The organism is Bacillus altitudinis (genome assembly GCF_001191605.1).
GTDB classification, from domain to species: Bacteria; Bacillota; Bacilli; order Bacillales; family Bacillaceae; genus Bacillus; species Bacillus altitudinis.
Genome location: NZ_CP009108.1, coordinates 88467 through 101369, shown reverse-complemented (window position 1 = coordinate 101369; position 12903 = coordinate 88467). Strand labels below are relative to the sequence as shown.

Annotated in this window: 15 protein-coding genes; 7 read left to right on the top strand and 8 right to left on the bottom strand. The window is 39.5% G+C overall.

Features of this window, described 5'->3' with window-relative positions; translation table 11 throughout:
* Positions 1-51 precede the first annotated feature (51 nt).
* On the top strand, positions 52-1278 hold the full coding sequence (locus ID12_RS00575; RefSeq protein WP_050826565.1) for an EAL and HDOD domain-containing protein: 1227 nt from the start codon (positions 52-54) through the stop codon (positions 1276-1278).
* Positions 1279-1314: 36 nt separating this feature from the next.
* Here ID12_RS00575 and ID12_RS00570 read toward each other — a convergent pair whose 3' ends face one another.
* Positions 1315-1671 (bottom strand): YuzC family spore coat inner layer protein, encoded by a 357-nt coding sequence (locus tag ID12_RS00570; protein WP_050826564.1) that lies wholly within the window; start codon positions 1669-1671, stop codon positions 1315-1317.
* 505 nt (positions 1672-2176) lie between these two features.
* Between ID12_RS00570 and degQ the strand changes: the two genes are divergently transcribed.
* The 6 genes from degQ to ID12_RS00540 all read left to right on the top strand — a co-directional run bounded on the left by degQ (position 2177) and on the right by ID12_RS00540 (position 6995).
* The gene (degQ, locus tag ID12_RS00565; RefSeq protein ID WP_003213123.1) at positions 2177-2317 is read left to right on the top strand and encodes a degradation enzyme regulation protein DegQ; all 141 of its coding nucleotides are present in this window, start codon (positions 2177-2179) and stop codon (positions 2315-2317) included.
* Positions 2318-2468: 151 nt separating this feature from the next.
* On the top strand, positions 2469-3392 hold the full coding sequence (locus tag ID12_RS00560; protein WP_017358940.1) for a polyprenyl synthetase family protein: 924 nt from the start codon (positions 2469-2471) through the stop codon (positions 3390-3392).
* Positions 3370-3540 carry a competence pheromone ComX gene (gene comX, locus ID12_RS00555; protein WP_017358941.1) on the top strand — a complete coding sequence of 57 codons (171 nt, stop codon included), beginning with the start codon at positions 3370-3372 and terminating at the stop codon, positions 3538-3540. Before ID12_RS00560 ends, comX begins: the two co-directional genes overlap by 23 nt.
* 13 nt (positions 3541-3553) lie before the next feature.
* Positions 3554-5860 carry a sensor histidine kinase gene (locus ID12_RS00550; RefSeq protein ID WP_017358942.1) on the top strand — a complete coding sequence of 769 codons (2307 nt, stop codon included), beginning with the start codon at positions 3554-3556 and terminating at the stop codon, positions 5858-5860.
* 80 nt (positions 5861-5940) lie between these two features.
* Positions 5941-6582, top strand: coding sequence for a two-component system response regulator ComA (locus tag ID12_RS00545; RefSeq protein ID WP_007500477.1), 642 nt, complete (start codon positions 5941-5943; stop codon positions 6580-6582).
* 23 nt (positions 6583-6605) lie between these two features.
* Positions 6606-6995 (top strand): hotdog fold thioesterase, encoded by a 390-nt coding sequence (locus tag ID12_RS00540; RefSeq protein WP_017358943.1) that lies wholly within the window; start codon positions 6606-6608, stop codon positions 6993-6995.
* A gap of 90 nt (positions 6996-7085) precedes the next feature.
* On the opposite strand, the gene mnhG is transcribed toward ID12_RS00540, so the two are convergent.
* From mnhG to ID12_RS00505, 7 genes are read right to left on the bottom strand one after another with little or no spacing between them, the layout of a single operon-like run.
* Complete coding sequence (mnhG, locus tag ID12_RS00535; protein WP_003213369.1) at positions 7086-7460, bottom strand: monovalent cation/H(+) antiporter subunit G; 375 nt, start codon at positions 7458-7460, stop codon at positions 7086-7088.
* Positions 7444-7725: a Na(+)/H(+) antiporter subunit F1 gene (locus ID12_RS00530; protein WP_008345849.1), complete on the bottom strand. Its 282-nt coding sequence runs from the start codon at positions 7723-7725 to the stop codon at positions 7444-7446. Before ID12_RS00530 ends, mnhG begins: the two co-directional genes overlap by 17 nt.
* Entirely contained in the window at positions 7725-8204 is a 480-nt protein-coding gene (locus ID12_RS00525; RefSeq protein ID WP_017358944.1) for a Na+/H+ antiporter subunit E, read from the bottom strand. The genes ID12_RS00530 and ID12_RS00525 overlap by 1 nt, the downstream gene beginning before the upstream one ends.
* Before the next feature lie 6 nt (positions 8205-8210).
* On the bottom strand, positions 8211-9689 hold the full coding sequence (locus ID12_RS00520; RefSeq protein ID WP_019744043.1) for a Na+/H+ antiporter subunit D: 1479 nt from the start codon (positions 9687-9689) through the stop codon (positions 8211-8213).
* Positions 9682-10023 (bottom strand): Na(+)/H(+) antiporter subunit C, encoded by a 342-nt coding sequence (locus tag ID12_RS00515; protein ID WP_003213576.1) that lies wholly within the window; start codon positions 10021-10023, stop codon positions 9682-9684. Before ID12_RS00515 ends, ID12_RS00520 begins: the two co-directional genes overlap by 8 nt.
* Positions 10023-10454: a Na(+)/H(+) antiporter subunit B gene (locus ID12_RS00510; RefSeq protein WP_008345843.1), complete on the bottom strand. Its 432-nt coding sequence runs from the start codon at positions 10452-10454 to the stop codon at positions 10023-10025. Before ID12_RS00510 ends, ID12_RS00515 begins: the two co-directional genes overlap by 1 nt.
* Positions 10451-12862: a Na+/H+ antiporter subunit A gene (locus ID12_RS00505; RefSeq protein WP_035389255.1), complete on the bottom strand. Its 2412-nt coding sequence runs from the start codon at positions 12860-12862 to the stop codon at positions 10451-10453. Before ID12_RS00505 ends, ID12_RS00510 begins: the two co-directional genes overlap by 4 nt.
* Positions 12863-12903 lie beyond the last annotated feature (41 nt).

The window sequence follows — 12903 nt, the reverse complement described above, 5'->3', positions numbered from 1 at the left end:
TATACTGAAGGCACATCTTGTTTGTCATTGCATAAAGGAGGAATGGAGCAGTTGAGGGTGTTTGTTGCAAGGCAGCCTATTTTTAACAGAAAAGAACAAGTCGTATCATACGAGCTGCTTTATAGAGATAGTGAAACCAATATATATAGCGCTGAAGATGGTGATCAAGCGACAACGGACCTCATTATCAATAGTTTTTTAAACATTGGCATCGAAACACTGACAGAAGGAAAACGATGCTACATCAATTTCACCGAAAGCTTGCTTTCGTCTGATCTGCTCACTTATTTTGATCCACATCAGCTTGTGATCGAAATATTAGAAAATGTACCGATTACCCCGGCACTTATTATGAGATGTAAGCAATTAAAAAAGTGGGGATACACGATTGCGCTCGATGATTTCTTTCTGAGCGGAACACATTTTCATGACAAGTTACTCGATGAACTCCTCTATTGCATTGATATTTTAAAAATTGATTTTCTGAAAACAACATGTAAAGAACGAAGAGACATTTTACATACATATAAAAAGTATCGACTTCGATTCCTTGCTGAAAAGGTAGAAACGCGAAAAGAATATGAAGAAGCGTTAGAAGCTGGCTTCCATTTGTTTCAAGGATATTTCTTTAGTGAGCCGCACGTCATTTCGGGACGAGCCTTATCGACTAGCTTCCACGCATACCATCAGCTATTGAATGAGCTGAGCAAGGAGCAGCCGAATATTCAGACCGTGACGCATTTTATAGAAAGTGATCTTTCTCTTTCATATCAATTATTAAAAATGCTGAATTCTGGCGGCATGAGACGTCTTTATCAAATCAAGAGTATTCGTCAGGCGATTATCCTGCTTGGGTTTAATGAAATACGGCGATGGATCTTTATCCTTTCATTTAAAGAACTAAATGTCCAAGCCAACTCAAGCCAAAAGGAAATCATCAAAATGTCGTTCATTCGTGCCAAAACGTGTGAACTCATTGCTAGTCGGACTGAACGAGAGCATCCCGCTTCTTATATGCTAACAGGTATGTTTTCACTCATTGATACGCTTGTCAGGGCGGACATTACTGAACTTGTGAAAGAACTGCCTCTTTCGGATGAAGTAGGTGAGGCACTGCTTGGCTATGAAAATGACTATTTCCTTGTGTTAGACGTTGCCAAACGTATTGAACGAAATGAATGGGATGATGAGATGTTAGGTGGAAGTCTCCCTAAGCAGGAAGCCTACGGCTGTTATATAGAAGCCATTGAATGGTGTCATAAAATGTTTGAATCTTAAGAAAAGCCGCTCACACTAGAGCGGCTTCTTTCTTTGTTATCCCCACTGTAAAAGTAGAAAAAGCCTGCTTGAAGAGAGGGATAAGTAGATGCGGATGCCTTCTGGACTAAAGCGGATATCGATATTGCTTTTCACCCCAATCTGCTTCAGCATTCGAATCACACTTGCGGTGTCAGCTCGTTCAGCAGCTTCCATGATTCGCTGTCCAAACGAAAGCGAACCGGAAATCTGCTGTGTAATGAGGGATGCATCAGCAACGAGACGGGTTGATTCCTTTGCAGCCTTTTGAAACGCATGAGCATCTACTGGAGGAAAAGTCATAGGTGTTCGCAGGTGGTATGCGTTCCCCATTGCGGGAACCTGCAAAGGCGGATAAGGAACATAGTAAAACACATGGTCACCTCTTCTCTCATTGAAGTGAATTTGGACGGATATCTGTTCTAAATGTATGAAGAAAATCCGAATAAAGAATCAAAATGATCTTTCTACCTTTGCATATTCATCATAAAAATAGGTACTTTTGCGGTCAATTTCGGTGAATGTCGCCAAAAAATTGCGGTGTCTACAGTAGAGCCTGTCGTCTGACCTATAACATGAAAAACCGAGGAAATGGAGGGGATCGTATGTTCTGTATCGTGAGAATTGTGACGAATGATGCCTGTTCATGTCGCAAAAATGACGTATTTCCTTTGAAATTGAGATAAAAGTATCATTTGAAAAGTCTGAAAATGATGAAAAAAGACCTATTGAATTTTGCGGTATCACGCACACATTTTGTGCATACTTTTCGGTGAAAAAATACTCAATAGCATTTACACTGTTAGTAACAGATCAAATACTTATGACCCAATCAACATACACAAATACATTGATCTTCCAAAAAAGGAGAGTGGAATCGATGGAAAAGTATGAAATCGAAGAACTTAAACAATTATTATGGAAACTTGAAAACGAAATTAGAGAAACAACGGCTTCTCTTCATAACATTAACAAAAGCATTGATCAATACGACAAATATGAATATGTGAAAATTTCTTAAAGACTTGATAACCATCAAGTCTTTTTTTTATCCAAATACATACAAAAAAAGGATATATTATTATATAATTGTTAAATAGTGATGTCAGTGGACATTTGCTTATTTCTTTTTAGTAAAATAAGAGGCGAGAGGGTGAGGATCAAGATCGAGTATGCTAAACTATCTAGAGAATACAAAAATCAAGCAGAAAATGTCTGATTTTATTCAACATGCAGTCAGACAAAATGATTTACAAAAGCTGCTTCTCGAATTTACAGATATAAAGAATGAATTTCCTTTTGGGCAATTGGCTTACCAACATTATGAGGCATTTGGCGGACAAGACAAGCAAGCGATTACAAAACTGGCAGCAGGGATTGAACTTCTCATCTTATCTGCCGATATATTAGATGATATTGAAGATCAGGATAATGATTCGTATCCTTGGATGAAATGTCAGAGCGGAATTGCGATTAATGCGGCGAATGTTCTCTTTGCATTGAGTTTTGATGTGTTTTCAAAGCTTGATCATGGAGCGAAGCTTTTAAACAATGTATATTCTTATTCCATTCAGTCAATGCAAGGGCAGCATTTGGATATGACACTGGAACCGGAGAATGAGCAGGATTGTTTAAATATCATGAAGTTAAAAGCAGGGTCACTGTTTGTATTACCTTGTGTGTTAGGTGTTGTTTTGGCAACAGGTTCTTTTGAAAAGAAGGTAGAAGAATATGCTTATTACCTAGGAATGGCGGAACAGCTTGAAAATGACTATCTAGGTCTTTTTAATAAAGATAATATTGACTTTAAAAGAATGCAAACATTACCGCTAGTTTACTTGAAAAATGAATTTAATCCATCTAGTTCAGACTTGCTCAGTTATTTTCAATCAAAGGATAAGAGTGCCGGCTCTGAAGAATTAAAGGATAAATTAAAAAAATCTGGTGCTCAACAATATGTATTTATTATGAGAAACCTTCTCAGAAATAAGTTTAAAGAAGCATTCAAGAAACTACATTTAGAGGCTTCAAAAAAGAAAAAACTGATACTTTTTTTAATTGGAGATGGAGAAGATGAAAATTCAGGAATTGGTTAGTTATTTAGTGGAGAATCCTTCAACATTAAATCAAATCGCTAATGGGAACGCATCATTGCTTCACGTTGATCAAGAAACTGCAAGTATTATTGTTGACGGATTCCAGAAAGAAGACGTTATTAAAGCAATCATATGGGCAACTGCTTGAGTAGATAAATATTATGAGAAAGTTTTACTCTAAGTTAACAGTTATATTAGTTATCCTTAGCTTCATCTATGTGATTTACATCTCTTATATCAACGTATTTAATATTTTTGTTGGAGCAGCTGTTAAGGAAAATAGTCACGGTCAACTTGAGGTAGTGGATGTCGATAATTTTACAGATAGCTATCTAGCTGGAGTTAGGAAAGGCGATATCATACTTGAAGTGAATGGGAATAAAAAACCAGTTGAAGAAGTTAAAAGAGGTTTTTTAGCTAATGTTAAAAGTTTAGTCGTTGATAGACATGGTGATAAAATTGATTTAGAGAATGTAAGGTTATTGAGTCAAGCGAATCTGTTTATTTATCTAATACCAGTCATTCTTTATTCCATCTGTCTATTTTGTATATTTATGATTTTAAAAATGAATAAAGCAAACCAAAAAGAGTCAGCTTATATTTTAGCTTTATTTCTTTTGGCGGTGTCTATAGGTTATGTAAGTTCTGGTGGTTCTGGAAAAGGAGAGGCTATCAGTCGTATTCTTGTAATCGTTACAATGAATATTGTACCTCCACTATATATGCACTTTATGTATCAATATTTAAAAGAATTAGGAACAGAAATTATTCGTCGTCGAGTTCTTTTTTATTTGTATCTAGTTCCAGTGACTAACGTTTTATTAGTTTTATTCTATAAAAATAAAGCAGGACCAGTAGATCTATTAGCATATGTCAATTTACTTTCATTTTTTGTTCTGGCTTTCCTTTCGATTATTATCACTATAAGGGCTGCTAAAAAATTGAAAGACAATGAAGTCAGCAATGTACTTCGAGCATTTGCACTCATTTTAATCTCAGCATTCAGTCCATTCATGCTATTTTTTATCATTCCTTATTTTTTTGGTATATATTTTATTTCACCGTATGTTGTTGCATCGTTTGTTCTTTTAATTCCTTTTTTCTTAGTCTATCAATTTATGTCAAATAAGCTATATAATGTTGATTTCTTTATGGGAAGGATTAAATACTACGGTTTTTTAGCAATTACACCAACAATACTAGTGGTTGTTCTTTTTGATTTTATTCAAAAGCCAAATGCAAATTTCTATACAGTGAAATTTACGATTATCACGTACATTCTTATGCTTACCGTCTTCTACTTTAAAGAAATTATCGATTTCCGTTTTCGATTGAAGCGTTTTTCAGAGAAGCATAATTATCAGGATAGTATATTTAAATTCACACAGCTTATTCGTGAGGCGTCATCACTTCATCAAGTATTGTATCATTTAAAATACACCATCTTAGAAGTACTTGTTGTGAACAAAGCCTTTGTGCTTGAAGTGAAGGCAGATGGACAAATTGTTGAAATTGATGAATCAATAGAAGAAAGCCAGCTATGGAAAGATTATGTGGATCAATTTCAAGATATTTTAGGTGAAGTTGGTAAAATCATCGGGTTGGATAAAGGATTCATGATGAAAATTGGTGAGCGGGGCGGTCACTCGTTTGTGATTTGCTGTTTATCTAATTTACGGACACCTAAGCTGACCCGCGATGAAATTTCATGGCTGAAAACATTGGCATTTTACACAAGTGTCAGTTTAGAAAATGTCGTTAAGATCGAAGAACTGATGGAGCATCTTGAGGATTTGAAACAGCGGGAAGCCAATCCCGCCTGGCTGAAGAAAGTCATGTTCGCCATGGAAGAAAAGCAGCGCTCAGATTTAGCGAGGGATCTTCATGATTCTGTGCTGCAGGATTTGATTTCACTGAAGAGACAGTCCGAGATGTTCTTAACCAATTTCCAAAACAACCAATGCCCAACATCTATTGAAAATTCATTGATCTCATGGAATGAACAAATGTCTAAGGTGATTCAAACCACGAGAGAAACATGTCATGAACTTCGGCCGCAGCTCCTCTATGATTTGGGGTTAGTGAAGGCAATTTCGAAGCTGACTTCGCAAATTCAAGAGGAAGCGCCATTTCATATTAGGCTGAATACAACCCGCTTTGATAAAGAACTGGACATTGATATTGACTCACAGCTGAATATTTACCGGATTGTGCAGGAGCTGTTATCCAATGCGTTGAAGCATTCTAAGGCCAGCCAAGTCTTAGTGATGCTCATTTGTATTAAAGATCAAGTTGTTCTCCATTATGAGGACGATGGAGTCGGATTTGATGCAAGCCAGCTTGATCAGCACACGATGAGCATGGGTCTTTCTGGCATAAGGGAACGAGTCAAAGCTCTAAATGGAAAGCTTCAAATTCACACAGCACCTGAAAAAGGGCTCAAGGTGAAAATTGAAATGGAATTGTAACGATTTCTTAAGGAATAAGACTTGGCATCTGCCAAGTCTTTTATATAAAATGGAAGTGAGTGATTTAAAGGGAGGAAGACATGAAGAAGATATTGGTCATTGATGATCATCCGGCTGTCATGGAAGGGACAAAAAGCATATTAGAATCAGATCAGCAGCTATCAGTCGATTGTTTAAGTCCTGATGCAGAAGGCGCCTTTTTAAAGACGCATGACTTTTCCATCTATGATGTGATCTTGATGGATTTAAATCTCGGGGATATCAATGGAATGGACATTGCCAAACAAATTCTAGAAACGAATCAACAAGTGAAAATTATCATTTATACAGGATATGAAGTAGATGATTATTTCGAAGAGGCCATTCGAGCTGGATTGCATGGTGCAATAAGTAAAACAGAGACAAAAGACAAAATCATTGAATACATACACCGCACATTGCAAGGAGAAGTTGTCATTCAGCTATCCTATTTAAAGAAATTAATTTCACAGCAGCAAGAAAAGCCAGAACAGGCGCAGCAGACGGATCATGAGCTGTTAACAGAGCGTGAATGCTTAATCTTAAGAGAAGTGGAAAAAGGGTACACAAACCAAGAAATCGCCGATGTGCTTCATTTGAGCAAACGCTCGATTGAATACAGTTTGACCTCCATCTTTAATAAGCTGAATGTTGGATCTCGAACAGAAGCGGTGTTAATTGCAAAATCGGAAAGTGTCCTGTAAACGTGTGAAGGGAGAGGGCCTTGATGGATGTGAGTGGTTCAAATACACTGCTTGAGGCACTGGGGATTGAGATTGTGGAATGCAATACGTCACGATGCGTGGCGACAATGCCAGTCGATCACCGAACAAAACAGCCATTTGGATTACTGCACGGAGGAGCATCAGCTGCTCTAGCAGAAACAGTGGCAAGCATGGGTGCTGCTGCTCATTTGGATTTAACGAAGCAGGTTTGTTCAGGTATTGAAATCAATGCCAATCATTTAAAATCTGTACGTGATGGAGTGGTGACAGCTACAGCTGTTCCTGTACATGTAGGACGGCGTACAATGGTATTCCAAATCGATATAAAAGATGATCGAGACCGTCATATCTGTACGTCAAGATGTACACTCGCTGTCATTGATCGCATATAAAAAAGCTCCCGGTGCAGCGGAAGCTTTTTTTAATACCCTTTTATGAACATGCGGGTAAAGTGAACAAGACCTGAATGTCAGGTTCTTCATTTATAAATAAGAATCTTCTTTTCGTTTAATGACAAAGTTACGGAAACCGCCATAATCATCTTGGACACTTCGTTTGTCCATTTTCACACCAGTGTTGTAAGCGGCTCTTCCGATCAAATGAGCGCCGACTGGTGCGGTCAGAAAGATAAAGACAATCCCAAGCAGGATTTTCGCAGAGATGATCCCTGCAAGAAACCATTCATGAAAGAACACACCAACTAAAATGAGAACAACACCAAGTGTCGATGCTTTTGATGCAGCATGCATACGTGTGTAAACATCCGGCAGGCGAAGGACACCAATGGCTGAAATTAAACAGAGGATGGCGCCAAGCAGAATAAAGAAAATTACGATCGCTTTAGCGATGACGATCATTTTCAATCACTTCCCCTTTCTCAAGGAATTTGGAAAAAGCGACAGTGCCGATAAAGGCAAGAATACCGAGCAGTAAAATAATTTCAAAGAACGTCGTGGTTTTCAGTAAGATAGACACGATGGCTGTCATCCCAATTAAATTGATTCCTATCGCATCAAGCGCACTAACGCGATCAGGGATAGAAGGTCCTTTGATGACCCGTATGACAAAAAGCAAAGTAGACAGCGCAAGAATTCCAAGTGACATTTGCAAGATCAGTTCCATTACTTACCGCTCACCTCCTGAATCGCTTTTTCAAATGATACCCGAATATCGTGGATGGCTTTTTCAGCATCTTCAATATCCATCGCATGAATATATAAAATCGAACGATCATCCGAAATATCGATGACCAGTGTACCAGGTGTTAATGTAATCATATTAGCCAGTATGGTGATTTCCCAATCTGTTTTTAAATCTGTACGAAAGGCGAAAATACCAGGCTTGATCTTAAGCTTTGGAGATAACACCGTCTTGAGTACACTCAAATTAGCAAGAAGTAGCTCTCTGATAAAAATGATGACGAGCTTGATAATCGCATACAGGGCATAGCCGTAAAAACGTTGCGGGAAGAATCGCCGTAGCATAAAAATGGCGATCATCCCTAGTGCAAAACCTGATACAAAGTCTGCAGCTCTGTATGTATCATTCATAAACATCCATGTAAAGGCGAGGAGAGCGTTTAATAATATTTGAAAGGCCATGTTCATCTACTCCTTCAGCACAGCTTGAATATATTTTTCTGGTGTTGAAAGCATTTCCGCAGCTTGATTGATATAAGGTGCAATGAATTCTGTGCCTAATCCAATCGCAAGCGATAAGATAACAAGCAGTACCCCAGGATACACCATTCCTCTAATGGATGGCTTTCTTCTTCGCATATCCTGTTCCTCTCCCCAAAACGCGAGCATGAAAATCCTCATAACAGAATAAAGGACAAGAAGACTGGACAGTAAAACAAGGATAGAGAACGTCATGTACCCAGCAGAAAACCCACCTTCAACAATTTTCAGCTTGCCAACAAATCCACTTAGCGGAGGAATACCCGCAAGTGATAAAGCCGATATGAAGAACATCCAGCCGAGTAGAGGCTGGGATTGAATCAGCCCACCCATTTTTTTCAGATGATTGGTTCCAGCATACACAAACAGTGCCCCTGCGAGCATAAATAGAGCTCCTTTGATCACCATATCGTGAATGAGGTAATAAATGGCGCCTTGAAGTGATGCCGGTGTATTGGCCGCAATCCCAAACAAAATGACACCAACAGCTGTGACAATGTTATAAATCACAATTTTTTGCACATCAGAATAGGCGATAGAGCCAATGACACCGAATATAACCGTTAGAGCGGCTAGCCAGGCCATAATTGTATGTGTAAAACCTGTATCATGTATAAAGATGAGCGTAAAGACCCTGGCAATCGCATATAGCCCGACCTTTGTCAGCAGTGCACCAAACAAAGCTGAAATCGCTGCCGGCGGTGCATGATAAGACCCTGGCAGCCAGAAATAAAGCGGGAAGACTCCAGCTTTTAAGCCAAATACAATCAGGAACAGAATGGCAATCACGGTGATTAACCCTGTTTGCCCAGATTCAGCTATTTTCACACTTAAATCAGCCATGTTCAGTGTGCCTGTGACTGCATATAAACACGCTACGCCAACAATAAATAATGCCGATGAGATTATATTAAACACAATGTATTTCAGTGATTCACGAAGCTGGGGCTTTGAACCACCCAGAACAATGAGCATATAAGATGCCATTAGCAACAATTCAAAGAAGACAAACAGGTTGAAAATATCTCCTGTTAAAAAGGCACCACTGACGCCAGCTAACAAGAATTGGACACCAGAATAATAGAACAGTCGCTCTCTTTCTTTCCCAATCGTTTGAAAGGAAAAAAGAACTGTGACAAGTCCAACAATGGAAGCGGTCAGCACAAGAAGCGCAGCAAACTGATCGGCCACAAGAGCAATGCCAAACGGTGCTTTCCAGCCGCCCAAATAAAGGGTTTGTATGCCGTTTGTGAAAATCGTTTGGACCAAATAGACATTACAGATAATGGCTAAAAGAGATGCAAACACACTAAAGCCTCTCGACAGCATGGTGTTTTTATTCATAAAGATCAATAATGTAGCAGCTAGTAATGGAATTAATATAGGCAGGATCACGAGATTATTCATGCTGATCATTTCCTCTCATTTGATCCATGTCATCTGTTCTCAGCTCTTGGAAGGCACGGAAGGCCATCACGAGCAAAAAGGATGTTACACCAAAAGCAATGACAATGGCTGTTAAAATTAATGCTTGTGGCAATGGATCTACATAGGATGTGAGCCCCTCTTTCAAAATAGGAGGTGCTCCCTTTTTTAAGCCGCCCATTGTTAATAGAAGCAAATGGACGCCGTGACTTAAAACGGCAGTACCGACGATGACCCGCAGAAGGCTTTTTGAAAGCATTAAATAGGTCGCTGCCATAAAAATGATTCCGACGATAATAGACATTAGAAATTCCATTATTCCTTCTCTCCAATCGTTTGAATAATGGTCATGGTGACACCAACAACAACTAAATACACACCGATATCAAACAGGACCGCTGTCGCCAGTTCTGTTTTCCCTAGAAACGGCAGTTGGAAATAATCGAATGCATGGGATAGGAAAGGTGCTCCGAACAGAAAAGATCCCATACCTGTTAGGATGGCAACGAGCAAACCGACACCAGCCACATAAATAAAGTCAAATGGTAAAATGCGTCTGACTGTTTTAAGGTCGTAGGCTAAAAGCAGAAGAACGACAGCACCAGCGCTCATCAAACCGCCAATGAATCCTCCGCCAGGATTGTTATGTCCTGCAAGAAATAGGTGAAGTGAGAAAAGCAAGATGATGAATGCTGTAATTTTAGTTGTGACTTGTAAGAGCATATCATTCGTATCAATCTTTCTCATCGCCGTACGCCTCTCTTCCGTTTTCCTTGTGCTTTTACCTTCAATAATCCATAAATACCGAGTGCCGCAATGGCCAGCACTGTAATCTCAAAGAGTGTATCAAAGCCCCTGAAATCGACAAGAATGACATTGACAATATTGTCTCCGCCAGCCAGTTTGTAGCTGTTTTCAATGAAGTACGTTGAAATCGTGTCAAGAGACTGCTGGCTTGTTGAAGCGAAAGCAAGACATGTGACAACGACTCCAACACCTAATGAGATGATCAAATTTGTTAATTTAAATCTTCGTGTTTTTTGCTTCAGGCTCAGCTTTGGCAAATGATAGAAGCAAAGTAAAAACAGCGCGACAGAAATGGTTTCAATAATGAGCTGTGTCAGCGCAAGGTCAGGTGCTCTGAAAATCACGAAGAATAGTGACAGTGTGTAGCCCATAACACCTAGCGCAATAATAGCTGTTAAGCGTGAACGAGCAAATACAGTCGTGACTGTCGCTGCGACCATCACAAGTGAAAGGATGACTTCGTACGTGCCGATTGATGCAGCGTGCTCAGTTTGAAATGAGAAGGCTTGTTTGTAGAACATCACGCTGCCAAGCACGATAATCATAAACCCAAATACATAGACAAGATAGTCACGAAGGAATCCTGTCATATAGCTGTTTGTTAGGCGGTAAGCCCCTTTTTCTACACCTATAAGTGAACGATCATACAAAGCGTTAAATGACCATTTTTCCTTAAATATGTTGTACATTGGGCGCCATTTTGACAGCGTTAAATAGCCAATGGTACCGAGCGCAACTACACCAATTGTCATGTAAAGCTCTGGCTGGAATCCATGCCACGCTTCAATTTTTACGGCAAAGCGGCTTCCTGTTTGAATGGCTTCTGGAATGATCGCTTGAATGGCAGGTTCAATGACAGAATAGGCAAGAATATTAGGGAAAAAGAAGAACGTGACCACAAGTGCAGCTAAAATAATTGGCGGGATTAGCATACCAATCGGTGCTTCATGCGGTTTTTTCTCCAATTGATCGACATTCAGACGGCCTCTAAATGTTTTGAAGACGATCATCATACTGTAGATGAACGTAAACACACTAGCGAGCCAAGCGATAGCAGGGAAGACAGCCCCCCATGTTGAAACATCCGTAAAGCTGATGTCAGAAATCCGGATCATACTTGTGAAAAATAGCTCTTTACTTAAAAATCCATTAAATGGCGGGAGTCCAGCCATCGAGAATGTACCAATTAACGTAATTGTAAAGGTAATTGGCATGATGGTCATTAATCCACCTAATTTGCGAATATCACGTGTACCTGTTTCGTGATCGATAATCCCTGCTGCCATAAAGAGACTACCTTTAAAGGTCGCGTGGTTAATGAGATGAAAAATAGCAGCAAGAACGGCTGCGCCAAAAAAGGCAGGGTTGTTTTCATGAATGGCAGCTGCGCCTACTCCTAGCATGAGCATAATCATACCGAGTTGACTCACTGTCGAGAAGGCCAGAATGGCTTTCAAATCATTTTGCCGAACGGCGTGGAAAGATCCCCAGAATAGTGTGATAAGTCCGACAATCGAAATGGTCCAAAACCACACCTCTGATATAGCAAAAATCGGACTAAAGCGGGCAACCAGATAAATACCGGCTTTGACCATAGTAGCAGAATGCAGATAACTGCTTACAGGGGTTGGTGCTTCCATGGCATCAGGCAGCCAAATATAAAATGGGAACTGCGCTGATTTCGTGAAGGCCCCTAGTAAAATGAGAACCATCGCAGGGATGAAATAAGGTGATGCCATAATGAGCTGAAGCTGATTGACTGCTTCGCGAATACTGAATGAATCAGTGATCAGGTAAATGAGGATGAAGCCGCCAAGCATAGCTAATCCGCCAAACACAGTAATAAGAAGTGATTTGGTTGCTCCGTAACGAGAACGCTCACGCTTATACCAATACCCAATTAAGAGGAAGGAAGAGATACTCGTTAGCTCCCAGAACAAATAAAGTACGACCATGTTGTCAGAGAGGACAACACCAAGCATAGCGGTCATAAACATTAATAAATACGTATAGAAAGAGCCAAGCTGTTCTTTTTCCTTTGATAAGTAGAAAATACTGTACAGTACCACAAGTGCACCAATACCTGTGATGAGTAAAGCAAATAACAGGCTGAGACCATCTACATACACAGTGAAATTCATCCCTAGAGAGGGAATCCATTCAGCTTGTGAGAACAACGTTCGTCCATTCGAGGTGATCTGGAGCATTTGGATGAAATAGGTAAATAAAAGAATAGGCAAGATGAGAACAAACCATCCTGTATGTATACGCCTTACGTATTTAAAGAGAAAAGGGACGACAAAGGCAAGTAAAAAAGGTGATAGGATGGCGAAGTGAATAAGCTGCAAGAAAATGAACCTCCTTTGATCAATATAAATTCACGTTCTAA